Annotated in this window: 22 protein-coding genes; 13 read left to right on the top strand and 9 right to left on the bottom strand. The window is 67.9% G+C overall.

Features of this window, described 5'->3' with window-relative positions; genetic code table 11:
- Nucleotides 1–10 precede the first annotated feature (10 nt).
- From CK625_RS06410 to murA, 4 genes are all read left to right on the top strand, one after another.
- Nucleotides 11–937, top strand: a complete 927-nt coding sequence (locus CK625_RS06410) for an ABC transporter ATP-binding protein (protein ID WP_095539481.1) — start codon at nucleotides 11–13, stop codon at nucleotides 935–937.
- 75 nt (nucleotides 938–1012) lie between these two features.
- On the top strand, nucleotides 1013–1792 hold the full coding sequence (locus CK625_RS06405) for an ABC transporter permease (RefSeq protein ID WP_095539480.1): 780 nt from the start codon (nucleotides 1013–1015) through the stop codon (nucleotides 1790–1792).
- A gap of 64 nt (nucleotides 1793–1856) precedes the next feature.
- Entirely contained in the window at nucleotides 1857–2105 is a 249-nt protein-coding gene (locus CK625_RS06400; RefSeq protein WP_095539479.1) for a BolA family protein, read from the top strand.
- A gap of 23 nt (nucleotides 2106–2128) precedes the next feature.
- Nucleotides 2129–3409, top strand: coding sequence for a UDP-N-acetylglucosamine 1-carboxyvinyltransferase (murA, locus tag CK625_RS06395; protein WP_095539478.1), 1281 nt, complete (start codon nucleotides 2129–2131; stop codon nucleotides 3407–3409).
- Between the two features lie 144 nt (nucleotides 3410–3553).
- Here murA and CK625_RS14090 read toward each other — a convergent pair whose 3' ends face one another.
- The 3 genes from CK625_RS14090 to CK625_RS06380 form a co-directional block, all read right to left on the bottom strand.
- The gene (locus tag CK625_RS14090; RefSeq protein ID WP_095539477.1) at nucleotides 3554–4141 is read right to left on the bottom strand and encodes a hypothetical protein; all 588 of its coding nucleotides are present in this window, start codon (nucleotides 4139–4141) and stop codon (nucleotides 3554–3556) included.
- A gap of 242 nt (nucleotides 4142–4383) precedes the next feature.
- Entirely contained in the window at nucleotides 4384–5376 is a 993-nt protein-coding gene (locus CK625_RS06385; protein WP_095539476.1) for an alpha/beta hydrolase, read from the bottom strand.
- Between the two features lie 14 nt (nucleotides 5377–5390).
- On the bottom strand, nucleotides 5391–6059 hold the full coding sequence (locus tag CK625_RS06380; protein WP_095539681.1) for a LysE/ArgO family amino acid transporter: 669 nt from the start codon (nucleotides 6057–6059) through the stop codon (nucleotides 5391–5393).
- Nucleotides 6060–6233: 174 nt separating this feature from the next.
- Between CK625_RS06380 and CK625_RS06375 the strand changes: the two genes are divergently transcribed.
- Nucleotides 6234–7370, top strand: coding sequence for a mechanosensitive ion channel family protein (locus tag CK625_RS06375; RefSeq protein WP_095539475.1), 1137 nt, complete (start codon nucleotides 6234–6236; stop codon nucleotides 7368–7370).
- A gap of 63 nt (nucleotides 7371–7433) precedes the next feature.
- Here the strand turns inward: CK625_RS06375 and CK625_RS06370 are convergent, their stop codons facing one another.
- The 3 genes from CK625_RS06370 to CK625_RS06360 all read right to left on the bottom strand — a co-directional run bounded on the left by CK625_RS06370 (nucleotide 7434) and on the right by CK625_RS06360 (nucleotide 12613).
- Nucleotides 7434–8771, bottom strand: a complete 1338-nt coding sequence (locus CK625_RS06370; RefSeq protein ID WP_095539474.1) for an NAD(P)/FAD-dependent oxidoreductase — start codon at nucleotides 8769–8771, stop codon at nucleotides 7434–7436.
- Between the two features lie 24 nt (nucleotides 8772–8795).
- A complete protein-coding gene (gene hglS, locus CK625_RS06365) occupies nucleotides 8796–10259 on the bottom strand; it encodes a 2-oxoadipate dioxygenase/decarboxylase HglS (protein WP_095539473.1) in 1464 nt (487 codons plus the stop codon).
- A gap of 275 nt (nucleotides 10260–10534) precedes the next feature.
- Entirely contained in the window at nucleotides 10535–12613 is a 2079-nt protein-coding gene (locus CK625_RS06360) for a sigma-54-dependent Fis family transcriptional regulator (protein ID WP_238945545.1), read from the bottom strand.
- A 476-nt stretch (nucleotides 12614–13089) separates the two neighbouring features.
- Here CK625_RS06360 and exaC point away from each other — a divergent pair, with 476 nt between their 5' ends.
- Nucleotides 13090–14616, top strand: a complete 1527-nt coding sequence (exaC, locus tag CK625_RS06355) for an acetaldehyde dehydrogenase ExaC (protein WP_095539471.1) — start codon at nucleotides 13090–13092, stop codon at nucleotides 14614–14616.
- Between the two features lie 155 nt (nucleotides 14617–14771).
- A complete protein-coding gene (locus CK625_RS06350; protein ID WP_172425105.1) occupies nucleotides 14772–15311 on the top strand; it encodes a pyridoxamine 5'-phosphate oxidase family protein in 540 nt (179 codons plus the stop codon).
- A 41-nt stretch (nucleotides 15312–15352) separates the two neighbouring features.
- Here the strand turns inward: CK625_RS06350 and CK625_RS06345 are convergent, their stop codons facing one another.
- Complete coding sequence (locus CK625_RS06345) at nucleotides 15353–16036, bottom strand: hypothetical protein (protein WP_143326200.1); 684 nt, start codon at nucleotides 16034–16036, stop codon at nucleotides 15353–15355.
- 32 nt (nucleotides 16037–16068) lie between these two features.
- Nucleotides 16069–16548, bottom strand: coding sequence for an SsrA-binding protein SmpB (gene smpB, locus CK625_RS06340; protein ID WP_095539468.1), 480 nt, complete (start codon nucleotides 16546–16548; stop codon nucleotides 16069–16071).
- Between the two features lie 180 nt (nucleotides 16549–16728).
- Here smpB and CK625_RS06335 point away from each other — a divergent pair, with 180 nt between their 5' ends.
- The 6 genes from CK625_RS06335 to CK625_RS06310 all read left to right on the top strand — a co-directional run bounded on the left by CK625_RS06335 (nucleotide 16729) and on the right by CK625_RS06310 (nucleotide 21045).
- A complete protein-coding gene (locus tag CK625_RS06335; protein WP_095539467.1) occupies nucleotides 16729–17187 on the top strand; it encodes a type II toxin-antitoxin system RatA family toxin in 459 nt (152 codons plus the stop codon).
- Between the two features lie 27 nt (nucleotides 17188–17214).
- Entirely contained in the window at nucleotides 17215–17616 is a 402-nt protein-coding gene (locus CK625_RS06330; protein WP_238945544.1) for an RnfH family protein, read from the top strand.
- A gap of 93 nt (nucleotides 17617–17709) precedes the next feature.
- Nucleotides 17710–19008, top strand: coding sequence for an acetyl-CoA hydrolase/transferase family protein (locus CK625_RS06325; RefSeq protein ID WP_095539679.1), 1299 nt, complete (start codon nucleotides 17710–17712; stop codon nucleotides 19006–19008).
- Nucleotides 19009–19096: 88 nt separating this feature from the next.
- A complete protein-coding gene (locus tag CK625_RS06320; RefSeq protein WP_143325990.1) occupies nucleotides 19097–19492 on the top strand; it encodes a hypothetical protein in 396 nt (131 codons plus the stop codon).
- Nucleotides 19489–19917 carry a type II toxin-antitoxin system VapC family toxin gene (locus tag CK625_RS06315; protein WP_095539465.1) on the top strand — a complete coding sequence of 143 codons (429 nt, stop codon included), beginning with the start codon at nucleotides 19489–19491 and terminating at the stop codon, nucleotides 19915–19917. The genes CK625_RS06320 and CK625_RS06315 overlap by 4 nt, the downstream gene beginning before the upstream one ends.
- 72 nt (nucleotides 19918–19989) lie before the next feature.
- Nucleotides 19990–21045 carry a serine hydrolase domain-containing protein gene (locus CK625_RS06310; RefSeq protein ID WP_095539464.1) on the top strand — a complete coding sequence of 352 codons (1056 nt, stop codon included), beginning with the start codon at nucleotides 19990–19992 and terminating at the stop codon, nucleotides 21043–21045.
- Between the two features lie 53 nt (nucleotides 21046–21098).
- Here CK625_RS06310 and CK625_RS06305 read toward each other — a convergent pair whose 3' ends face one another.
- Nucleotides 21099–23099: a hypothetical protein gene (locus CK625_RS06305; RefSeq protein WP_095539463.1), complete on the bottom strand. Its 2001-nt coding sequence runs from the start codon at nucleotides 23097–23099 to the stop codon at nucleotides 21099–21101.
- Between the last annotated feature and the right edge of the window lie 29 nt (nucleotides 23100–23128).

The following is a 23128-nucleotide window of genomic DNA, read 5'->3' as shown; positions in this document are numbered from 1 at the left end:
GGCGCCCACCATGACCCATGCCGCCGTTTCCTTTCAGTCCGTCAGCAAGATCTACCCCACGCCGCGCGGCCCGTTCCAGGCCTTGCATGAGGTCAGCCTGGAGATCCGCGAAGGCGAATTTCTCGGCCTGTTGGGGCCCAACGGCGCGGGCAAGACCTCGCTGATTGCCATTCTGGCCGGGCTGGCCAAGGCCACCTCGGGCACGGTGACGGTGCAGGGTTTTGACGTGCAGCAAGACTACGCCCAGGCGCGCCGCCGGCTGGGCATCGTGCCGCAGGAGCTGGCCTTCGACCCGTTCTTCTCAGTGCGCGAGACGCTGCGTTTTCAGTCCGGCTATTTCGGCGTGCGCCGCAATGAGGCCTGGATCGACGAGCTGTTGCACCACCTGGGGCTGAGCGACAAGGCCGATGCCAACATGCGCCAGCTCTCGGGCGGCATGAAGCGCCGCGTGCTGGTGGCGCAGGCGCTGGTGCACAAGCCGCCGATCATCGTGCTGGACGAGCCCACCGCCGGTGTCGATGTGGAGCTGCGCCAGACGCTGTGGCACTTCATCGACCGCCTCAACCGCGAAGGCCATACGGTGCTGCTGACCACCCATTACCTGGAGGAGGCCGAGGCCCTGTGCCATCGCATTGCCATGCTCAAGCGCGGCCGCATCATCGCTCTGGAAGACACCACCGCCTTGCTGGCGGCCGCCACGCAAAGCGTGTTGCAGTTCAAAACCGATCAGCCGCTGCCCGAGGCCTTGGCGGCACAGGCGCGCGTGACTGGCCGCGTGGTGCAGATTCCGGCGCGCGAGCCCGGTGATGTGGAGCGGCTGCTGGCGCAGCTGCGCGAAGCGGGTGTGCAGCTGCAGGACATGGAAATCCGCCGCGCCGATCTGGAAGATGTGTTCGTCTCCATCATGGGCGAGTCGCCAGACGGCAGCGGCCACTGACCCCATCCTGCCCGCGCTGGCCGCCAGGCCTGGCGCCACCCCAGCCCCTCTTGCTCTTTGCCTTTTCCATCGAACATGCCCCCGACCCCCGCCCCACCTTCCTTTGGCTGGCAGATGCTGCTGATCAAAGAAGTCCAGCGCTTTTGGCGCGTGGCCTTTCAGACCATCGCCGCGCCGGTGCTCACGGCGCTGCTGTATCTGATGATCTTCGGCCACGTGCTCGATGGCCGCGTCACCGTCTATGGCGGGCTGAACTACACCAGCTTTTTGGTGCCTGGCCTGGTGATGATGAGCGTGTTGCAAAACGCGTTTGCCAACAGCTCCTCCTCGCTGATCCAGAGCAAGATCACCGGCAATCTGGTGTTCTTGCTGCTCACGCCGCTGTCGCATCGCGCCTGGTATGTGGCCTTTGTCGGCTCCTCCATCCTGCGCGGCCTGGCCGTTGGGTTGGGGGTGATGCTGGTGACGCTGCTGTTCGCCTCCTTGAGCCTGGCCCATCCGCTGTGGGCGCTGCTGTTTGCCATCATCGGCGCTGGCCTGCTGGGCACGCTGGGCCTGATCGCCGGGCTGTGGGCCGATAAGTTCGATCAGCTCGCCGCGTTCCAGAACTTTCTCATCATGCCGATGACCTTTCTCTCCGGCGTGTTCTACTCCATCGGCTCGCTGCCGCCGCTGTGGCAGGCCATCAGCCACCTCAACCCGTTCTTCTACATGATCGACGGTTTCCGTTACGGCTTTTTGGGCCACAGCGATTTCTCGCCGCTGCTGAGCCTGGCCATCACCGGCGGCGCCTGGGCGCTGGCCAGCTGGTTGGCGCTGCACCTGCTCAAGATCGGCTACAAAATCCGCCATTGATGGCCGCGCGCCGCCAGCGGCCTGCTGCCCACGCCACGTTCATCCACACACACATTGCCCTGTCATGACCGCCGAAGAACTTCAATTGCTGATCCAGCAAGGCCTTGAATGCCAGCACATCGAGCTGCAAGGCGATGGCCGCCATTGGTTTGCCACCATCGTCTCACCCGCCTTCGAAGGCTTGAGTCTGATCCAGCGCCAGCGTCTGGTCTATGCCACCTTGGGCCAGCGCCTGCACACCGATGAAGTGCACGCCCTGTCGATGAAAACGCTCACGCCCGCGCAATGGCAAGCCCAGCAGGACGCGCAATAACCTCTGCCGATTGAACAAACACCATGCAACAACTGTTGATCCGTGGCGGTCGCGCCCTGCAAGGCGAAGTGCCCATCTCCGGCGCCAAGAATGCGGCGCTGCCGCTGCTGTGCGCCGCCTTGCTCACCAGCGAGGCCGTGACGCTGCACAACGTGCCGCGCTTGCAGGACGTGCGCACCATGCTGCAGCTGCTGCAGCACATGGGCGTGCAGGCCGAGCACGATGCCCAGGGTACGGTGCGCTTGCGGGCGCAACAGCTGGGCGAGCCCGAAGCCCCTTATGAGCTGGTGCGCAGCATGCGCGCCTCCATCCTGGCGCTGGGGCCGCTGATGGCGCGCGCCGGCCGCGCCACCGTGGCCCTGCCCGGCGGCTGCGCCATCGGCTCGCGCCCGGTGGACCAGCACATCCGCGGCCTGCAGGCCATGGGTGCGGAGATCGCGGTCGAGCACGGCAACATCGTCGCGCGTCTGCCCCAGGGCATGTCGCGGCTGCGCGGCGCGCACATCACCACCGAGATGGTCACCGTCACTGGCACGGAAAACCTGCTCATGGCCGCCGTGCTGGCCGAGGGCGAGACCGTGTTGAGCAATGCCGCGCTGGAGCCCGAAATCATCGACCTGGCCGAGATGCTCATCGCCATGGGCGCGCGCATCGAAGGCCATGGCACCGCCACCTTGCGCATTCAGGGCGTGGAGCAATTGCAGGGCTGCAGCCACAGCGTGGTGGCCGACCGCATCGAAGCGGGCACCTTTCTGTGCGCCGTGGCCGCCACCGGCGGCGACGTGTTCTTGCGCGGCGCGCGCTGCGAGCACCTGGGCGCGGTGCTGGACAAGCTGCGCGACATGGGCGTGGACATCGAGTGCCAGGCGCAGGGCATCCGCGTGCGCAGCCCGGGCGCGGCGTCGGGCAAGCTCACGGCGCAAAGCTTTCGCACCACCGAATACCCGGGCTTTCCGACCGACATGCAGGCGCAGTTCATGGCGCTCAACTGCGTGGCGCAGGGCACCTCGACCATCACCGAAACCATCTTCGAGAACCGCTTCATGCACGTCAGCGAACTGGCGCGCCTGGGCGCGCACATCCAGGCCGATGGCAAGGTGGCCGTCATCGAAGGCGGCGCCCAGCTCAGCGGCGCGGCCGTCAGCTCCACCGACCTGCGCGCCTCGGCCTGCCTGGTCATCGCCGGCCTGGTGGCCGATGGCCAGACCATCGTGGGCGAGCTGCACCACCTCGACAGGGGCTACGAAGCCATCGAAGCCAAGCTGCGCGGCCTGGGCGCGGACATCGAGCGCAGCACGGCTTGATATGTGAAAGATGGCGCGGGCCTGCGCATGAAAAAAGCGGCTTTGCCCATGGGCAAGCCGCTTTTTTCATGCCTGGGCAGCAGCCTTTGGCCACTGCGATGTCTTGCGCCGGCGCAGGCCGGCAAGGGCATCAGGCGATCAGCATCAGGGCAGGCGCACGTCCCACTCATGGCGCTCCACATACGTGGGGTAGCCACGGGGCGCGTCATGGCACTCGGAGAACAGCTTGCCATCCTGGATGACGGCCACGCACTTCTCGACCACCGGGCCATTGGGCTGGCGCTTCTCGTCGATCAAGTCCACGCGCGTGCCATCGGCCAGCTGGCCCTGGCCCACCACGCTCAGGTACTCCACCTCTTTCGGGGTGGTGTGCAGCGGAGCTCCCGTGCACTGCGGGTTGTTGTAGGCCAGCGTGTGCTCCTGGCGCTCGAAGAAGGTGGCGGACTTCTTCGTCACCACATCCACATCCCATTTGTAGTAACCGGCGCGGCTCCATTCACAACGCTCATCGTGATCCCTCCAGGTGCCGGAGTAGTCAAACAGCGCGGCCACAGGCTGCTGCGGGCCCGGCGCAGGCGCAGGTGTCGGCGCTGGCGTAGGGGCGGGCGTCGGCGCTGGCGTGGGGGCCGGTGCCGGAGCAGGGGCGGGCGCGGGAGCTGGGCTGTCAGAGCCGCCACCACAGGCCGTGGCGCCAAGACCAACCAAAAACGCCAGCAGGAATGCACGGTTCATACGGGAATCCTCCAAAGTGTGATGAATGAGGGCGCTGACCAGGCCTGGCACACGGCACGGTGATTTTGTGCAGACCTTCCCAAGGCCATCGCCATGAAAGACCGATGATAGGCCGCTTCCTTTAAACCGGGATTGAAGCCCGCGTTCATCAAGGGTTTAGGCGCTGCTGTGAGTTTTTGCGCCCTGCGCGACACATGAAGTCGGCAAATTGCCTGGCGATCCGAGGCTTTGGGCGGACACGCTCAAGCCCGCATGAACTGGCCCATGCGCTGATAGACCGCATCGCAGGCATCGGGCACCAGGGCCTGCATGTTCATGAAGGCGTGGATCATGCCCGGCAGGTGCCAGTGCGTGCAGGGCACGCCCTGGGCCTGCAGCTGCTGGGCGTAGGCATAGCCTTCGTCGCGCAGGGGGCAGAAGCCGGCGGTGAACAGCAGCGTGGGCGGCAGCGCGGCGGTGGCGGGCATGTGCAGGGGCGAGGCGGCGCGGCGCTGTGGTGGCTGCGCGCTCTGGAAATACTGCTCGAAGTACCAGCGGATGCGCCGCGCATCCAGCAGGTAGCCGCTGGCGTTTTCCTCGATCGAGGGCAGGGCCATGGTGTAGTCCAGGCTGGGGTAGATCAGGATCTGGCGGGCAAAGCGCAGCTCGGCGCGCTGCTGGGCCAGTGCGGCCAGGCTGGCAGTGAGTGCGCCTCCGGCCGAGTCGCCGGCCACGGTCAGCCCACCGGCCAACCCCCCTGGCAGTGCCAGGCCCTGCGCGGCCAGCCATGCGGGCAGGGCGGCCAGGGCCTGTGCGCAGTCTTTCAGGCCCTGCGGGTAGGGGTGCTCCGGGGCCAGGCGGTATTCGAGTGCGAGCACGCGGCATTGCGCCTGCATGGCCAGGCGGCGGCAAATGGGGTCGTACACAGCGATGCTGCCGGCCATGTGGCCGCCGCCGTGCAGATACAGGCAAATGGGCAGGCTGGCCTCAGCCGGCGCGGGGTCGTACAGGCGCAGGGCGATGGGGCCATCGGCGCCGGGCAGCGTGGCCTGGCGCACCTGGGCGATGTCTGGCCCGGGGGCGCACAGGGAGTGGGTCAGCCCGGCCAGGCCATCGCGCGCCAGTGCGGGCGTGAGCTGGGCCGATTGCAGCGGGGCATCGGGCCGGTTGGCCTGCTCAAGCAGGCCGGCCAGGCGGGCATCGGGCGCGGCGGCGCGGCGCGGGCATTCGGCGGCGGTAGCTGGGGCAATGAGCATGGCGTGCCTTTGGGTTATGACTTGAACAGGCTGCGGGCCAGGAACCAGGCCAGGCCCCACATCATCACGGCCACCAGGCCATCGAGCCAGATCCACAGCCGTGGCGTGTTGATGCGCTGGCCCAGCCAGGCCGATGCGCCGCCCAGGCAGGTGAACCACAGCAGCGATGCGGCCATGGCGCCAAGGCCGAACACCATGGCCTGGCTGCCATAGGCCAGCGAGGCCGAGCCGATGAGCACGGCCGTGTCCAGCCAGGCATGGGGGTTGAGGCAGGAAAACGCCAGCGCCGTGGCCGTGGCCTGGCCCCGGCCCATGAGCGGCGCGGCGGGCGCCTGCACCAGATCATCAATGGCCTGGGCGGCGGCATCCTGGTGGCGCGCCGTGCGCTGCGCGCGCCAAAAGCGCTGCAGCGCCTGCCAGCCGTACATCAGCAAGAACAGCACGCCGGCGCCGACCAGCGCGCCATGCACCTTGTCGGGCATGTGGCCGAACTGCGCCAGCCCGTACACGCCGATGAAGATCAGCAGGCAGTCGGCGGCCACGCTCATCAGCACGGTGAGCAGCACGTGCTGGCGCAGCAACCCCATGCGCAGCACGTGGGCGTTTTGCGGCCCAATGGCCATGATGAGCGACAGCGACAGCGCCAGGCCGGAGAGAAAAGTGGTTGTGGTGGAAGAAGGCATGGGGGCGGGCAGATTGCTATGGGGCGCCAGCATTTTATGGATGGATGGCGCGGTTAATATCGCCCGCCCGGCGGCACAGGGCGCGGCCGCTGCGCCTGGCTGGCAGCCGGGCCGCTCACGCGCCAGGGCGCGCCTTCGGGCTGTGATTGCGAACTGTGATTCAACCTTTTCTCTATGCGTTTGCTTGCTTCTTATCTTCAGGTCTCCAGCGACCCCAGCATCTGGGCCGTGCAGTTGTTTGCCATTGTGTTTGCCACGGTGTGCTGCAATTTCGTGCTGCTGCGGGTGCTGGATTTTTTTGGCCGCGTCACCAGCCATACGCGCTCGATCTGGGACGATGCGCTGCTGCAGGCGGCGCGCCTGCCGCTGCGGCTGATGGTGTGGGTCATCGGGCTGTCGGCCGCAGTGGCCTTGCTCAATGCCATTGAGCGCAATGCGCTGTTTGCGCATGTGGATGCAGTCCGGCGCGTGTTGCTGATTGCCATTGCGGCGCTGTTCGTGCTGCGCTTTATCCGCAACATGGAGGCGAACCTGACCGACGCCCAGCGCAACAAGCGCCCGGTGGACAAGACCACGGTCTATGCCGTGGGCAAGCTGCTGCGGCTGTCGGTGGTCATCACCGCGGCGCTGGTGGCCTTGCAGACGTTGGGCTTTTCGGTCTCGGGCGTGCTGGCCTTTGGCGGCATTGGCGGCATGGCCATTGGCTTTGCCGCCAAGGACATGCTGGCCAACTTCTTCGGCGGGCTGATGATTTATCTGGACAAGCCCTTCACCGTGGGCGACTGGATCCGCTCGCCCGACCGCCAGATCGAGGGCACGGTGGAGGACATCGGCTGGCGCATCACGCGCATTCGCACCTTCGACAAGCGCCCGCTGTACGTGCCCAACTCACTGTTCACCAGCATCGTGGTGGAGAACCCTTCGCGCATGCTGCACCGGCGCATCCACGAGACCATGGGCATCCGCTACGAAGACCAGCACAAGATGGCCGCCATCTGCGATGCGGTGCGCGCCATGCTGCACAGCCACCCGGACATCGCCACGGAGCAAACCATCATCGTGCACTTCAATGCCTGCAGCGACTCCAGCCTGGACTTCATGGTCTATTGCTTCACCAAGACGACCGAATGGGTGCGCTTTCACGCCATCAAGGAGCAGGTGATGCTCAAGATCATGGACATCGTGGCTGAGCACGGCGCGCAGTTCGCCTATCCGACGCGGGCGCTGTTTCTGGCTGGCGACGCCGAGCACGCGCCGGTGCAGCTGGCCAGCGTGGCCGCAGGCGGCGCAGCCCAGCAAGGCGCTGATTGAACTGAACAGGCGCTGGCGCCGCGCCGCAAGTTGCAACCATGCCTTGCCTTGTTGGCAAGGGCTTCAGGCCGAAGCCGGCGGCCGCAGGCGGTCGGTGGCGTGCGCGGCCAGCGCGCCGTATTCGTAGGCCGCTTCGCGCAGCGGCTTGAGCGCGGGCCGCTGCGGCTCGGTGACGGGCACGGGCAGTTGCGTGGCGTCGATCTGGCCCAGCACCAGGCGCGCCAGCTCGCGCCCCAACGTGGTGCCCGGGCCAATGCCGCGGCCGTTGTAGCCGCTGAAGCTGATGGTGTTGCGCGCCAGCTGGTGAAAGCGCGGCAGGGCATCGCCGGTCATGCCGATCTGGCCGTACCAGGCGTGTTCGAACTCGACCGGCCCCAGCTGCGGAAACCAGCGCGCCAGCACCTTGTGCCCCCAGTGCGGATGCAGCTGCGCGCCCAGTCCGCGCAGCGCGCCCACGCTGCCCAGCACCAGGCGGCCGGCGGCATCGCAGCGCAGTGAGGCCAGCACCTGGCGCGTATCCCAGGCGCCGTGGCCCTGCGGCAGGATGCGCGCGCGCTGCTGCGCACTCAAGGGCCGGGTGGCCAGGTTGAAGTAGGGCAGGCGGATTTGCTCGCGCTGCAGCTGCGGCCACAGCGCGCCGGTGTAGGCATCGGTGGCCACGATCACCCAGGGCGCGCGCACGCGCCCGGCGGCCGTGTGCAGCAGCCAGTGGCTGCCCGCATCCTCAGCGGCGCTGACGCGGCTGTGCGTGTGGATGCGCGCGCCTGCGGCCATGGCCGCGCGCGCCAGGCCGCGCGCATAGGCCAGCGGCTGGATGGTGCCGGCGCGCAAATCCAGCAGGCTGCCCTGGTAGAGCGTGGTGCCCGTGGCCTGGGCCGTGGCCTGGGCATCGAGCAATTGCACCGGCGCGCCCAGCGCCTGCCACTGCTGGTGGCGCTGGCGGATTTCCTCCAGCCCGCTGGCGCCGACAGCGCAATGCAGCGTGCCACGGTGCACGGCCTCGCAGTCCATGCCGTGCTTGTCCACCAGCGCGTAGACCAACTGCGGCGCCTGGCCCAGCAATTGCAGCAGGCGCGGGCCATAGATGGGGCCGAGCAGCTCGGGCAGGCGCTGGGGCATGACCCACAGGCCTGCGTTGACCAGGCCGACGTTGCGCCCGGCAGCGCCAAAGCCGATCTCCTGGGCCTCCAGCAACACCACGCGCGCGCCGCCTTCGCTCAAATGCAGCGCGGCGGACAGCCCGGTGTAGCCCGCGCCGACGATGGCCACGTCGGCCTCGGCCAAGCCTTCAAGCGCGCTGGTGACCGGTGCGGGCGGGGCGCTGGCAGCCCACAGGCCGTGGCTGCGGCGGCGATCCTGCGCCTGCTGCGGCGCTGGGCTTGGCTTGGGCAAGTCGGTCATGGCGATGGTGTGCGGCTCAGCCTGTCAGGCGCAGGCCGCGGCGGCGGCGCGGCATTGCGCAAACTGCTGCTGCAGCTGCTGCAGCGAGTCGGCCTGGGCGCGGGCGTAGAGCTCGATCTCGTCGAGCACCGGCGCCTGCAGCGCCTGCTCGAACGCGGCCTGGGCGGCGTTGGCGGCATAGCTTTTTTGCTCGGCGCCGCCCAGATTGGATTGGAAGATGCCCGCCGCGCTGACGGGCAGGAAGTCCTCATACGTGATGGGGCTAGCCTGCACCGCGCCGCAGGCGATGGCCTGCTCCAGATCCAGTGGCGCATCGTTGGCCTGAGCCAGGCGTTGCAGCTGGGCGGCATCGAGCACGCGGTAGCGGAAAAACGCCAGCCCCTGCTGGCGCAGCTGCTGCAGATCGTCGGGGAACTGGGCGAACACGGCCTGCAGACGCTGGGCATAGCCGGCGTCGGAGCTGCCGACGTTGCCGATCTCGCGCACGCGCGCCAGCAGCGCGTCGTAGAGCTGGCGGCCCTTGCGCGTGAGCGCCGCGCCGCGTTGCTCGATCTCGCCAAAGCGCGCCGTGTGCGTGCCGGCGCTGGCCGGGGCATCGGCGCCCACGAAACGGATGGGCTCCTGCAGCGCCTTGAAGCTGGTCTGGCGCAGCAAGATCGGGTGTTGGCGCGCAGGCGGGCCCTCGACCACATCCTTGGCAGCCATGCCGCGCTCTGGCATGGCGCGCTGCACGGCATCGATGTCCAGTGTGCGTGGCGTGAGGTGGTTGATGTGCGGGCCCTTGAAGCACACCACATCGGCAATCAGCCGGTGCGCATCGTGCAGGCGCTGGTAGGTGGCCGCATCCACCGTGGCCTCGCTGTGCCAGCGGAAGGTGTGCAGCACCTCGGCGACGAACTCATCGGCCTGTGCCTGGTCCAGCCCGCCGGCGCGCTCGGCCTGCTCCAGCAGCGCGATGGCGCGCGGCGTGAAGATGCGCCGCTGTGCCAGGATCTGCGCGGCCTGCTCGCGCAGCGCCGCATCCTCGATCAGCTCCAGGCGCAGCAGCGAGGTGAAGATGCGAAACGGGTTCTTGCACAGCGCCTCGTCACTGATGGGGCGAAAGGCCGTGGAATGTACGGGCACGCCCGCGACCGACAAATCGTAGTAACCCACCGGGTGCATGCCCATGACGGCAAAGATGCGCCGCGCCATGGCCAGCTCCTGCGCCGTGCCCAGGCGGATGGCGCCATGGCGCTCCAGGTTCAGGCGTTCCAGCTCCTGCTGCGCGGCCAGCGCGGCGCGCTCCTCGGGGTGCTGCTCCAGGTATTGCGCATTGACCTGGGCCACCAGCTCCAGCAAGGCGCCGTACTGCGGCACCTCATCGCGGTACATGGCCGACATGGCGCTGGAAAAACGCGTGCGGATCTCATCGGGGCTCAGCAGCGCCGCGCCGGCGGCGGCAGTGCAGGCAGATTCGGAAATGGCAATGCAGGCAGCAGAAGTCATGGCAAAAGTCATCGCCCACCGCGCTGGCGCAACCGGCCTGCGCCAAGGCGGCCATCATCGGCGGGCAAGAAAAACAAGGCAAACAAAACGCCAGAGTGCAAGGCAACAGCCCCGGCCCTGGCCACAAAGAGCGCGGATTCTCTGCCGCAGCCCAGGCGGCGTCAATCCAACGCGCAACTGCAGCGACAGGCCAGAAACTGCACTGCAAACGGACGTGTGTATCCGCTCCAAATGCGAGCTTTGCAAAGCAGCCTTTATGTTGTAACGGCGGCTGTTCAGCGCTGGCGCTTGAGGTGGCGGTACAAGGTGTTGCGGCTGATGCCCAGGTTGCGTGCGGCTTGGGAGATGTTGCCGCCGGCGTCGGCCACGGCGCGTTGCAGGGTTAGCAGGGTGTGCTGTGCCAGTGGCATGGTGCCGGCGGCGTGCGGCTGTGGTTGCTCTGGCTGCCCTGGGGGCTCTGCTGTGGGCGGGGCGGATGCGGGCGGGGCGTTGGGCTGTGGCCCGGATGGGGCGTGTGGCGCTGGTGGGCGCTGCAGTTCTTGCCGCAGGTCGCCGGGCAGGTGTTGCCAGTCGATGTGCGGGCTGTCTGCGGCCAGTACGGCGGCGGTGCGCAGCACGCTGTCGAGTTGGCGCAGGTTGCCGGGCCAGGGGTAGTGGCGCAGGGCGCGTTCGAGTTCATCGCTCAGTGTGGGGCAGGCGCAGCGGCCTTGTTCGCGGGCGTGTTGCTGCAGCAGGCGCTGGGCCAGGGCATGCCAGTCGCTGCGTTGGCGCAGCGGCGGCAGGTGCAGGCTCAGGCCGTTGATGCGCCAGTACAGGTCGGCGCGCAGGCGCCCGGCGGCCACTTCGGCTTTGAGGTCGCGGTGGCTGGCGCAGATCAGGGCGAAGTCCACCGCCACGCTTTGGCCGCTGCCCAGCGGGGTGACCTGGCGCTCTTGCAGCACGCGCAGCAGCCGCGCCTGCAGCGCCAGGGGCATGTCGCCGATTTCGTCCAGCAGCAAGGTGCCGCCGTGGGCCTGGCGGATCAGGCCGGGCGCGCCTTCGCGCCGCGCGCCGGTGAAGGCGCCTGGGGCGTAGCCGAAGAGCTCGGCTTCGATGAGGTTTTCCGGCAGGGCGGCGCAGTTGACGGCCACCAGTGGCTGCGCGGCGCGGCCGCTGGCCTGGTGGATGGCGCGGGCCAGCACTTCCTTGCCGGTGCCCGATTCGCCTTGCAGCAGCAGGGCGATGGGGTGGTTGCAGACTTTGGCGGCCTGCTCCAGCAGGCCGCGCCAGTGGGCATCACCGGTGTCCAGCGCCTGCAAGGGGGCGGGCAGGGCGCTGGGCCGGGCACTGGGCTGAGTGGATGTGCCGGGCTGGGTGGGCGTGGCAGCTGTGCTTTGGCGGCGCGCAGGCCTGGCCAGCCAGGCGCGGGCATGCAGGCGGGTGGGCTGGCCCGGGGCGGCGCGCTGCAGCACCAGCGGCTGCGCGGCATGGGCGCTGCGCAGCAGTTGCTCCAGGTCGGTCTGGAAGAGGTGCTGCAGGTGCAGCTGCCTCAGCCCGGCCGCCTGCAGGCCCAGCAGTTGCAGGGCGGCGGCGTTGGCGCCGGCGATCAGGCCTTGCTCGGAGATGGCCAGCACGCCTTCGGCCGCGGTGCCCAGGCCTTCGGGCAATGGGTGCAGATGCAGGCGCAGCTGATGGCCGTGGCGGGCCTGGAACAGGCGGTTTTCGATCATGTGCGCGGCCGTGCTGACCATGCCGAGCAAGTGGGGCGAGGCCGGGCGCCGCTCGCCGGAGAAGTCCAGCACGCCCAGCACCTGCCCATCGGGCGCCCGCACGGGCGCGGCCGCGCAGGAGAGAAAACCGTTGCATTCGAGGAAGTGCTCGGCCCCGTGCACCATGACGGGGGCGGCCTCGGCCAGTGCGGTGCCGATGGCGTTGGTGCCGCGGTGCGCCTCATGCCAGGAGGCGCCGGGCGCCAGCGCGACGCGCTCGGCGCGCTGCAGGAAGTGCAGATCGCCCAGGGCGTGCAGCAGCAGGCCATCGGCATCGGCCAGGATGACCATGCCGCGATGCTCGCGCGTTTGGCCCATGAGGTAGTCCATCACCGGGCGGGCGTGGGTAAGTAGCTCGTGCTGGCGTTCGGTGGCGCGGGCCAGCTCGAAGCGGCTGTGGTGCGGCGCGGGGGTGCTGCGGGCAAAGGCGTCCAGCCCGGCCTGGACGCTGCGCTGCCACGAGCGCGAGACGTAGGCCAGCGCCGGCGGCAACAGCTCTTCGGCCGGCAGGGCGCCGGTTTGCAGTGCGCGGCGCGCCTGCTGCAGCAGTGCGTCGGCGCCCACGGGTGCCCGGTGCTGCTGTGCGTGAAAAGGCATTGCTCCCATGTGGTGTCTCCTTGGGAAAGCCCGACTTGGGTGTCGGGTCTGTGTGCTGCATGGCCTGGCAGATGGCACGTCAGCTGCGGCACGTCAGGCGTGGCGTGTGGGGCAGGCCATGGATTGCGCCCCGTCGTCTTGCGGGGCGGCTGGCATCCTAGCACGCGGGCATTTGACCCTGCGGCCACTGCGCAGCTGTGCCGTTTTGGCGCATCGGGCTGTGCCAAAACGGTACAGGGTTGCTTGTTTGTACTTTGTGGTGCCAGTACCCCCAGCAGCATGTCGGGCGGCCAATGGGGCCTTGGCGGGCGGCGTTGGGGCCGCAGGCGGGCCGATGAAGGCGGCAGGCCCTGGGATAAACCCGCAGTGCGCTGCAATTGGTATGGATATTGCCTTGGGTGCTGTACTGCCTGTGCGATTTGTGCGATTGGCTGCGCAGGCGGGCTTTTCACCATCCACGCATTTTTCAAAAGAAGGAGACACGCATGGACGCCAAGGAACTCAAGCGCATGGGCATCGACACCGACTTCCCCTACCGCGCCAGCTACGACAACTACATCGGCGGCAAGTGGGTGCCGCCAGTCAAGGGCGAGTATTTCGAGAACGTCTCGCCCATCACCGGCCAGCCGTTTTGCAAGGTGGCGCGCTCGGGCGCGCAGGACATCGAGCTGGCGCTGGACGCGGCGCACGCGGCCTTCCCGAAGTGGGCCGCGACCTCGCCGCAGGAGCGCGCCAACACCTTGCTGCGCATTGCCGACCGCATGGAGCAGAACCTCCAGCGCCTGTCCGTGGCCGAGACCATCGACAATGGCAAACCGCTGCGCGAGACCATGGCCGCCGACGTGCCGCTGGCGATCGACCACTTCCGCTACTTCGCCGGCTGCCTGCGCGCGCAGGAAGGCGGCATTTCCGAGATCGACAAAGACACCGTGGCCTACCACTTCAACGAGCCGGTGGGCGTGGTGGGGCAGATCATTCCTTGGAACTTCCCGCTGTTGATGGCAGCCTGGAAGCTGCCGGTGGCGCTGGCCGCGGGCTGCACCGTGGTGCTCAAGCCTGCCGAGCAGACGCCCGCCTCCATCATGCTGCTGATGGAGCTGATTGGCGACTTGCTGCCGCCGGGCGTGGTCAACGTGGTCAACGGCTTCGGCAAGGAGGCGGGCAACGCCCTGGCCACCAGCAAGCGCATCGCCAAGGTGGCCTTCACCGGCTCCACCCCGGTGGGCAAGCACATCCTCAAGTGCGCGGCGGAGAACCTCATCCCCAGCACCGTGGAGCTGGGCGGCAAGAGCCCCAACATCTTCTTTGCCGACGTGATGGACCACGACGACGCCTTTCTGGACAAGGCGCTGGAGGGGCTGTCGATGTTCGCGCTCAACCAGGGCGAGGTCTGCACCTGCCCCTCGCGCATCCTGGTGCAGGAGTCGATCTACGAGAAGTTCATTGACAAGGCCGTCAAGCGCGTGCAGACGATGAAGCTGGGTCACCCGCTCGATACCAACACCATGGTGGGCGCGCAGGCCTCGCAGCAGCAGCTGGACAAGATCCTGGGCTACTTCGATGTGGGCCAGAAAGAAGGCGCCAAGGTGCTGATCGGCGGTGCGCGCGGGAGTCTTGGCGGCAGCATCGACAAGGGCTTTTACATACAGCCGACCATGCTGCTGGGCAAGAATGACATGCGCGTGTTCCAAGAGGAAATTTTTGGCCCGGTGGCGGCTGTGACCACCTTCAAGGACGAGGAAGAGGCGCTGGCCATTGCCAACGACACCATCTTCGGCCTGGCTGCCGGGGTGTGGACGCGCGATGGCACCCGCGCCTACCGCATGGGCCGCGGCATTCAGGCCGGACGGGTGTTCACCAACTGCTACCACCTCTACCCGGCGCATGCGGCCTTCGGCGGCTACAAGCAATCGGGCATCGGCCGCGAGAACCACAAGATGGCGCTCAAGCACTACCAGCAGACCAAGTGCCTGATGGTGAGCTACAACGCCAACGCGATGGGCTTTTTCTGACCGCGGCAACCCAGGCCGATGGCGCGACGCCTGCCTGTTTCGCGGGCGCGCGCCGCGCGGCGGCCCAGGCGGGCTGGCATGCGCCGAAAATGCGCCGAAATGGCGGGCAGCTTGCCCGCCGTTTTTTCTTGAGGCCTTTCGCAAAGGTATCCGCCATGAGCGAATCCATCCACGACGACCCCGGCTTCGGCGTCTTCCACCCCGGCGAGCTGCAAGCCCATCAGCGCTATGGCGTGGCGCGCCTCACGCGCGGGCTGGCCGCCTCGGTGCGCGACCGGCTCAACCCGCGCCTGATCGCGTTTCTCAAGGCCCAGCCCTTTTTCTTCATTGCCACCGCCAATGACCGCGGCGATTGCGATTGCAGCTACCGCGGCCGCCAGCACAGCCCGCCGAACGACCCGGAGCCGCTGCTGGCCGTGCCCGATGAGCGCACCATCGTCTTCCCCGACTACCCCGGCAACAACTTCTTCAACAGCATCGGCAACCTGCTGACCAACCCGCGCATCGGCATGCTGTTCATCGACTTTGCCAGCGCCACGCGCGTGCGCATCAACGGCACGGCGCGCGTGATCGACGAAGTGGGCGACTATTGGCAGGACTGGCCTTCGGCCGCGCGCCTGATCGAGGTGACGGTGCAGCAGGCCTACCCCAACTGCCGTGCGCGCATCCCGCGCCTGGTGCCCGCCCCCGGCTGAGGCGGCGCTTTCCAGCACACGCTCAGCCTTTGAACAGGTTCTTACTGACTTGCGCGGCGAATGAAGTCTTCGTCTTGCAGCGTGCAGGGGTGGGATGACTCGATCGGATAGCCCAGGCCCAGGTAAAGCGCCTGGCGCCGTTGGCCGGCTTGCGTCAGCAGGTTCAGGCCCTCGGCCCCTGCGCACATGCGCACGCGGATGTCTGGCGCGGCGTGCAATGCGTAGGCACCTTGGGCGCGCACGCGCGGCGCTGCCAGCGCCATGCCCAAAAAACTGTCCCCAGCGAGTTCGTCGGTGACGCGCAGACGGTAGTGCGCGGGCGTGCTGCCATCCAGCGCCATGACCACGGGGTGTTGCGGTTTGTCGTCCCCAGCGCTCTGCGCTGATGCGCTCACGGGCTGAAGCGCATCGGCAGCCAGCCGCCGGCAGCAGCTGGGCTGGCCTGCGCGATCGGGCCATTGCACCCACAGGCGCTCGCCCGCTGCCAGCGGGCGGGACAGATGCACATGGGCCTGCCCATCGGGCGTGATGAGCACGAAGCCCGCGGCGGGCAAGGCGCCTGCCGGCTCGGCGCTTGTGCGCACCGGGGCGGTTTGCGCGCCAGCGCCCATGCTGGCGGCCAGCAGCATCGCCAGCGCCGCGCGGCGACAGCGTTTGAGCAAGTCGGCCGGGGCGGGGCCGCTGGCGCCTGTGTTGCCAATCTGGTTAGTCGGGGTTGTGGGCATGGGCGGGCGCAAAGAAGATGGTGCGAGCCGGCTCAGCGCTGGCGCGACTTCATGGCGCGCTCGACTTCGCGCTTGCCTTCACGCTCCTTGATGGTGTTGCGCTTATCGTATTCGGCCTTGCCCTTGGCCAGCGCAATTTCGCATTTGACGCGGCCGTTCTTCCAGTACAGGTGCAGCGGCACCAGCGTGTAGCCTTTTTGCTCGACCTTGCCCACCAGGCGCTTGATCTCGTCCTTGTGCAGCAGCAGTTTTTTGGTTCGATCGGGCTCGGGGCGCACGTGGGTCGAGGCCGACTTGAGCGGGTTGATCTGCCCGCCGATGAGAAACAGCTCGCCATCGCGGATGACCACGTAGGCATCGGTGAGCTGGGCCTTGCCGCTGCGCAGCGCCTTGACCTCCCAGCCGTACAGCACCATGCCTGCCTCGTAGCGCTCTTCGATGAAGTAGTTGAAGAAGGCGCGCTTGTTCTCGGCAATGCGGCTGGGGGGGGATTTTTTGTCTTTGCTGGCCATGGGCTGGGATGGGGTGCGAGGGCGCTGCGCGGCGCGTCCGCTTGGTGTGCGTGGCTTGGGCAGGTAGGGCGGCGCTAGAATCGCCGCTTTGCCCGCGCCGGGCGCAGCGCCGCCTGCGAAACCGGCCATTGTATGCAAATGCGGCCTGGCTGCCCCGGCCTGGCTCGCTGGCGAGCGCCCATGAAACACGTCGAGAAATCCGCGCTGGTCTGGTTCAGCCCCGCGCAAATGTTTGCGCTGGTCACCGATGTGGCGAGCTACCCGCAATTTCTGCCCTGGTGCGATCAGGCCCGCGTGCTGGAGCAAGACGAGCACGGCATGCTGGCGGAGGTGGGCATGGCATTTGCGCGGGTGCGCCAGTCGTTTGTCACGCGCAACGAGCATGTGGGGCAGGAGCAGGTGCGCATGCAGCTGGTGCGCGGGCCGTTTTCCACGCTGCAGGGCGAGTGGACCTTCCAGCCCATCGGCGGGCAAAGCGCCGAGCAATCGCAGGCCTGCAAGGTCGGCCTGGTGCTGCGCTATGACTTCGACTCCGCCGCCTTGCGTCTGCTGGTCGGGCCGGTGTTTGACAAGATCGCCAATACCTTGGTGCAGGCCTTTGTGCAGCGCGCCGAGCAGCTCTATGGCAAGCCCGCTTGAGCAAGACCTGCACGAGTCGAAGCCGCTATGAGTGCCCCCCGCCCGCCAGTTGCTGCCAGCGACTCGAGCGCGCCGCCCATGCTGCAGGTGGAGGTGGCGCTGTGCCTGGCGCCGCGCTGCATCGAAGAGCGCCTGCTGCAGCTGCCGCAGGGCACGACGCTGGCGCAGGCCGTGGCGCTGCTGTTGCAGCAGCGGCCCTGCTCGCTGGATGAGGAGACCTGGCAGGCGCTGCAGGGCCAGTGGCGCTGGGGTATTTGGGGGCGCCGCACGCAGCCCGATGAAGTGCTGCGCGATGGCGACCGCATCGAAGCCTACCGTGAGCTGTTGGTGGACCCAAAGCAGGCGCGGCGTGAGCGTTTCGCCCGCCAGGGTGCGCGTGGCGTGGGCCTGTTCGCCCAGCGCCGCAAGGGATCCAAGCCCGGCTATTGATCGGGTACGGCCACTGTGGGCGATGGTTTGTGCCATGATCGCGCTTTGCTGAATTTGCGAACCATTCTCGACATCAAGCCAAAGGAACAGCCCATGCGCTTTGACACCCTCTACCGCGAAAAACGCCGCAGCCCCGAAGACGCCGTGCGCGTGGTGAAGAACGGCGACACCATCGTCGTGCCCACCGGCGTGGCCGAGCCGCCCAAGCTGCTGGAGGCGCTGTCGGCGCAGCGGCGCGAGTTCGAGGGCGTGACGGTCTCGCAAATCCTGCCGGTGCGCAAGTACGACTACTTCGACCCCGAGACCGTGCGCCACGTGCGCCACGTGGCCTACTTCTTCGGCGGTGCGTCGCGCCCCGGCGGGCAGGAGGGCTGGGTGGATTACCGGCCCTCGTACTTCTCTGAAATGCCGGCGCTGATCGAGCGCGGCCTGATGCCCGCCGACGTGGTGTTCAGCCTGGCCTCGCCCATGGACGAGCACGGCTGGTTCTCCCTCAGCCTTGGGCCGGACTACACCATGGCCGCCATCAAGAAGGCGCGCGCCGTGGTGCTGGAGGTCAACCCCAACGTGCCCTTTGCCAACGGCAACTGCCACGTGCACATCTCGCAAGTGGCGGCGCTGGTGGAAAGTGAAGACCCGGTGTTCGAGGTGGGCCTGCCCACTATCGGCCCGGTGCAGCAGGCCATTGGCAAGTACGTGGCGGAGATGATCCCCGACGGCGCCACGCTGCAAATCGGCTACGGCGCCATTCCTGACGCCGTGGTCATGCAGCTGACCGACAAGAAAGACCTGGGCGTGCACACCGAGATGATCGGCGACGGCATCATGACGCTGGTGGAAGCGGGCGTGGTCAACAACCGCCGCAAGAACTACCTGCCGGGCAAGATGGTGGCCACCTTCGGCCTGGGCAGCAAGAAGCTCTACCAGTTCATGCACCGCAACCCGGCGCTGGAAATGCACCCGGTCGATTTCACCAACGACCCCTACCTGGCCGGCCAGAACGACCACCTGATTGCCATCAACGCCACCATGCAGATCGACTTTCTGGGCCAGTGCGGCTCCGAGTCGCAGGGCGTGAAGGTGTACTCGGGCACGGGCGGGCAGGCCGACTTCGTGCGCGCGGCCAACCGCAGCCGCGGCGGCAAGGCTTTCATCGTGCTGCCCTCCACCGCCAAGGACGACACCATCTCGCGCATCGCCCCGGTGCTCAGCCCCGGCACGCACGTGACCACCAGCAAGAACGACATCGACTACGTGGTCACCGAATACGGCGTGGCCCAGCTGCGCGGCCGCACCGCGCACGAGCGCGCCAAGTCGCTCATCGCCATTGCCCATCCCAAGTTCCGCGATGAGCTGACCGAAGCCGCGCGCAAGATGCGGCTGATGGTTTGACAATCTCTGCGCACAGGCTCTGCACAAACCAAACGGCTTGTCATACAATGCATGACAAGCCGTTTTGCCGTTGACCAAGGAGTGCGCCATGCGTGTCAATGCCCGTTTTGATGAAGAAGCCCAGCAGCAAGTGGCCTATCTGGCCGAAGTGACCGGCATGGGCGTGAGCGAGGTGCTGCGCACCAGCGTGCAGCATTACTACGATACCGTGCGCGCGCAGCGCAGCGGGCTGCGGCACCTGGGCGCGTTCATCGGCCAGGGCGACAGCGGCCGCGCCGACGTGGCCGGCCGCTACAAGGCGCGCCTGGCCGAAGGCTGGGCCGGCAAATACGCGCCGCCCGCCGCCGCGCCGGCTTGGCAAGTGGCTGAACCTGCCCAGCCGCCGTACCCAGCCACACCTGCCACGGCGGGCGAGGGCGGGCCCAAGGCAACCCAAAGCGCCGCCAAAAGCGCTGGTAAAGCCGCCCCAAAAGGCCGCGCATGATCATTGCCGACGCCGGCTTTTTCTATGCGCTGGTGGACCGGCGCGATGCCTGGCACAGCCGCGCCGTGGCGGCGCTGGGCACGCAGGCCGAGGGCTGGGTGACCACCTGGCCCGTGCTGACCGAGGCCACGCACCTGCTCATGCGCTGGATCGGCCCCGACGCCGCCCGCGCGCTGCTGGACGAAGTGGCCGACGGCAGCATCGCCACCTGGCACTGGCCCGCCACCCAGAACGCGCGCCTGTCGCAACTGATGGCGCGCTACCAAGCCCTGCCCATGGATTTGGCCGATACCTCGCTGGTGCTGCTGGCCGAGCACCTGGGCCACGGCCGCATCCTCACCACCGACGAGCGCGACTTTGGCGCCTACCGCTTCAAGCGCCAGCACCCGTTTGAAAACCTGCTGCTGGGGCGCGCGCATGGCTGAGCTTTTGCACGGTTTTTGACCCGCCGTTCAAACGCCCGACCCACCCATACAAGAGCGAGACAAGGCCCAGGCATGAGTCGACACGGCGCCCAGGATTTGCAAACCTGGCTGGCCCACACACTGGCCAAAACCGTCGATGGCAGCCGGATTTTCGGCGCGGCCTTTTGCCTGAGCCACCAAGGTCAAACCAATGGCGCTGCAGCGGGCGACTTGGATTTGGACACGCCGTTTTTCATCGCCAGCGTGACCAAGCTGTTCACCACCGCGCTCATCATGCAGCTGCGCCGCGCGGGCGCACTGGCGCTGGACGAGCCGGTGGCGCGGCATCTGGCGCGCCATCCGGACGCGGCCCTGCTGCAAAGCCTGCCCGCAACGCTCACGCCACGCCAGCTGCTGGCCCACACTGCCGGGCTGCCCGACTACTTTGAGGGGGCCGATGCCCAGGGCCGGTGCTGGCTGCGCCAGCTGCGGCGCGGCCCGGACTTTGGCTGGAGCGCCGCCGAGGCACTGGCGCGCAGCCGCCAGATTGGCCCGGCCCGTCCAACTGGCGCGACCGGGCGTGCGTGCTATTCTGACAGCCACTACCAGCTGCTGGGCCTGTTGATCGAGCAGCTGACGGGCCAGCCCCTGGCGCACTGCTACGCGCAGCACATCTGCGCGCCGCTGGGGCTGACGCGCACCTACCTCTACCAAGACCCTGCCGACCGCACACCGCGCGACATCTATGACCACGTCCGGCCACTGCACCGGCCGCTGGCCATGGCCTCCTTCCGCGCCGATGGCGGCATGGTGTCCACCGCGCCCGAGCTGCTGCGCTTCGTGCAGGCCTTCTTCGGTGGCGAGCTGTTTCCTGCAAGCGATCTGCGCGAGCTGCAGGTGTTTCGCCCTCTGTCGGTGTTTTTCCCCATGCAGGCGGGCGTCGGCCTGCAGCGGCTGAAGCTACCCTGGCTGCTCGATCCGCTGCGCCGCGCGCCGCCGCTGCTCGGGCACCTGGGCCTGTCTGGCGCCCTGGCGTTGCACTGCCCGCAGCGCCAGATCGCCATCGCCGGCACCGTCAACCAACTGGTCGCGCCCGGCACCGCGCTGCGGCTGGCGCTGCGCATCTTGAGGCAGGCCAGCAAAGGCTGAGCCAATCTGCTGGCGGCAGACGCGCAACGCGCGCCGGCCAAGGACATCAACGATCAACGCGCTGGCGTATCAACGGCCAGCACCTGGCCCTGCAGGCTGGCAATGGCGTGGCCCAGCACGTACAGCCCATCGCCGCCACTGCCGGTGATGCGCAGCCGCTCAGTGGTGATGGGGCCATGCGGCATTGGCAGTACGTGGTTGGTCATGACCACGGACGCTGCCGGGGGCACGTGGCCGATGGCCTGCCACTGGCCATCGACCCAGGCGCTGACGTGGTATGCATCGCCTGGGTCCAGCGAGAGCTCCAGCTGATCCAAGGCCATGGGGCGGGGCAGTTCGATCTCCAGCGCGTGCTCGAAGATTTGATAGTGCTGGGTGTAGAAGGGTTTGCCGAGGTCGAAGCGCGCCTGCAGCGCGCCCAGCGCCACGCGGTGCACGCTGCTGCTGGTGGGAAGCAGGCCCTGGCGGTAGGCGCTGGTATCGCCCATGTCCAGCCCGAACAGATTGGCCTGAACGATCTGGCGCAGGCGCTGTGGGTCGTTCAGCGGCGCGCGCGTGAGTGTGCGCAGCGTGTCGTAGGCGCTGTGCAGGGCTGGGTCGCTCAGCAGGTTCTGATCCTGACGGATGCTGGCGATGTAGTTGGCCGGCAGCACGCGGTAGAAATGCCCGATGCGCCACGGCGTGCTGGCCTTGGCTGGCAGCCGGGCCAGCAGCGGATCGGCCAGCGCGCAGGTGTCGATCAAGTGCGCGTGCGGGCCTTGGTGGATGGAGGTAAAGCCCAGGCCGCCACAGATGGCATACACCTGCCGCTGGCCGCTGGCGCGCCAGGCCGCGGCCTCGGGCGCGCGCAACTGGCCGCGCAGCCAGCCGGTGTCGCGATAGTAGTGGCCGCGCTCGTTGGCAATGCCGCTGGGGCTGATCTCGGGCGCGTGGTAGCTGGCGTCGCTCAATACCGTGGGCGTGCGCGGCACGCCCAGGCCCAAGGCCAGCAGCAGGGCAGCGCCCGCAAACGTCCAGGCGGGATGCTGTGGCGTGTTGCCTGTGTGCGCCGCGCTGGCCAGCAGAGCGATCAATGCGGCGAAGAAGGGCACGGTCAGAAAGCGCCCGGCCATGAAGTCGCCACCGATCGACACCACGTAGGCCAGGTACAGCGCAATGCCCAAGGCCAGTGCGCGCGCTGGCGCGCCTGTGCGGGGGCGCAGGCCGGCAACCAGCCCCAGGGCGATGACCAGCAGCGTCAGCGGGTCGGTGCGGGCGCTGTGCGCTAGGTAGCGCAGCCCTTGCGCCACGCGCTCATCCCAGGCAATGCCAGTGCCCAGCTTGGCGTAGGCCGTGTTGGGCAACGGCCAGCCGTAGTAATACAGGGAGAAGGCCGTCCAGGCCAGCACGGGCAATGCGCCCAGGGCCCAGGCGGCCAGCAGGGCCTTGGGCTGTCTGCGCAGCTGCCAGGACAGCCACAGCGCCAGCGGCGCCAGCAGCACGGCCAGGTCCGGGCGGGTCAGATAGGCCAGGCCGCAGGCGATGAACAGGCCTGCGCAGGTGGCCAGGGGGGCGGGCCGGAATGTGCCGCTGACAGGGCCCTGGCGCAGCGCATGGGCAGCGCAGCCATAGGCCAGCAGTACCAGCGCATGCGCCAGCGGGTTTTCCAGCCCCGAGGTCGAGAAATCGATGAAAGCCTGCGACAACAGCACCGCCAGCGTCACCAACAGCAGCTGCGGCACACGCGGCGCCAAGGCCCACAACAAGGCCGCCAGCGTGACCAGCGACACGCCGATGGACAGCGCATGGTTGGCGGCAAACACATCGCCGCGCCACAGCAGGCTCAGCGCGCTCAGGGCCAGAAACCACAGCGGATGCGTGTAGGCCTGCACGCGCTCGTCCAGGTTGAAGCGCGGCCCCCAGCCATGGATGGTGTTGAGCACGGTGCGCAGCGTGATGGCCGCGTCGTCGGAAATCCAGGCCGTGCGCAGCAGCACCGTGGCAAAGGCCACCAGGGCCATGGCAATCAACAGGACGCGCAGCAGCGCAGGGCGGGGGCGGGCAGTTTCGGGCATAGGCGCGCATCATGCCGCAGGATGCGGCC

The organism is Vandammella animalimorsus, assembly GCF_002285265.1.
In the GTDB taxonomy this organism is placed as follows: domain Bacteria; phylum Pseudomonadota; class Gammaproteobacteria; order Burkholderiales; family Burkholderiaceae_C; genus Lampropedia.
The sequence above is the reverse complement of the archived record's forward strand: the minus strand, read 5'-3'. Positions and strand labels throughout refer to the sequence as shown.

Coding starts and splice junctions, on each gene's coding strand:
- CK625_RS06410 (WP_095539481.1), top strand. CDS start 11: ATGACCCATGCCGCCGTTTCCTTTCAGTCCGTCAGCAAGATCTACCCC.
- CK625_RS06405 (WP_095539480.1), top strand. CDS start 1,013: ATGCCCCCGACCCCCGCCCCACCTTCCTTTGGCTGGCAGATGCTGCTG.
- CK625_RS06400 (WP_095539479.1), top strand. CDS start 1,857: ATGACCGCCGAAGAACTTCAATTGCTGATCCAGCAAGGCCTTGAATGC.
- murA (WP_095539478.1), top strand. CDS start 2,129: ATGCAACAACTGTTGATCCGTGGCGGTCGCGCCCTGCAAGGCGAAGTG.
- CK625_RS14090 (WP_095539477.1), bottom strand. CDS start 4,141: ATGAACCGTGCATTCCTGCTGGCGTTTTTGGTTGGTCTTGGCGCCACG.
- CK625_RS06385 (WP_095539476.1), bottom strand. CDS start 5,376: ATGCTCATTGCCCCAGCTACCGCCGCCGAATGCCCGCGCCGCGCCGCC.
- CK625_RS06380 (WP_095539681.1), bottom strand. CDS start 6,059: ATGCCTTCTTCCACCACAACCACTTTTCTCTCCGGCCTGGCGCTGTCG.
- CK625_RS06375 (WP_095539475.1), top strand. CDS start 6,234: ATGCGTTTGCTTGCTTCTTATCTTCAGGTCTCCAGCGACCCCAGCATC.
- CK625_RS06370 (WP_095539474.1), bottom strand. CDS start 8,771: ATGACCGACTTGCCCAAGCCAAGCCCAGCGCCGCAGCAGGCGCAGGAT.
- hglS (WP_095539473.1), bottom strand. CDS start 10,259: ATGACTTCTGCTGCCTGCATTGCCATTTCCGAATCTGCCTGCACTGCC.
- CK625_RS06360 (WP_238945545.1), bottom strand. CDS start 12,613: ATGGGAGCAATGCCTTTTCACGCACAGCAGCACCGGGCACCCGTGGGC.
- exaC (WP_095539471.1), top strand. CDS start 13,090: ATGGACGCCAAGGAACTCAAGCGCATGGGCATCGACACCGACTTCCCC.
- CK625_RS06350 (WP_172425105.1), top strand. CDS start 14,772: ATGAGCGAATCCATCCACGACGACCCCGGCTTCGGCGTCTTCCACCCC.
- CK625_RS06345 (WP_143326200.1), bottom strand. CDS start 16,036: ATGCCCACAACCCCGACTAACCAGATTGGCAACACAGGCGCCAGCGGC.
- smpB (WP_095539468.1), bottom strand. CDS start 16,548: ATGGCCAGCAAAGACAAAAAATCCCCCCCCAGCCGCATTGCCGAGAAC.
- CK625_RS06335 (WP_095539467.1), top strand. CDS start 16,729: ATGAAACACGTCGAGAAATCCGCGCTGGTCTGGTTCAGCCCCGCGCAA.
- CK625_RS06330 (WP_238945544.1), top strand. CDS start 17,215: ATGAGTGCCCCCCGCCCGCCAGTTGCTGCCAGCGACTCGAGCGCGCCG.
- CK625_RS06325 (WP_095539679.1), top strand. CDS start 17,710: ATGCGCTTTGACACCCTCTACCGCGAAAAACGCCGCAGCCCCGAAGAC.
- CK625_RS06320 (WP_143325990.1), top strand. CDS start 19,097: ATGCGTGTCAATGCCCGTTTTGATGAAGAAGCCCAGCAGCAAGTGGCC.
- CK625_RS06315 (WP_095539465.1), top strand. CDS start 19,489: ATGATCATTGCCGACGCCGGCTTTTTCTATGCGCTGGTGGACCGGCGC.
- CK625_RS06310 (WP_095539464.1), top strand. CDS start 19,990: ATGAGTCGACACGGCGCCCAGGATTTGCAAACCTGGCTGGCCCACACA.
- CK625_RS06305 (WP_095539463.1), bottom strand. CDS start 23,099: ATGCCCGAAACTGCCCGCCCCCGCCCTGCGCTGCTGCGCGTCCTGTTG.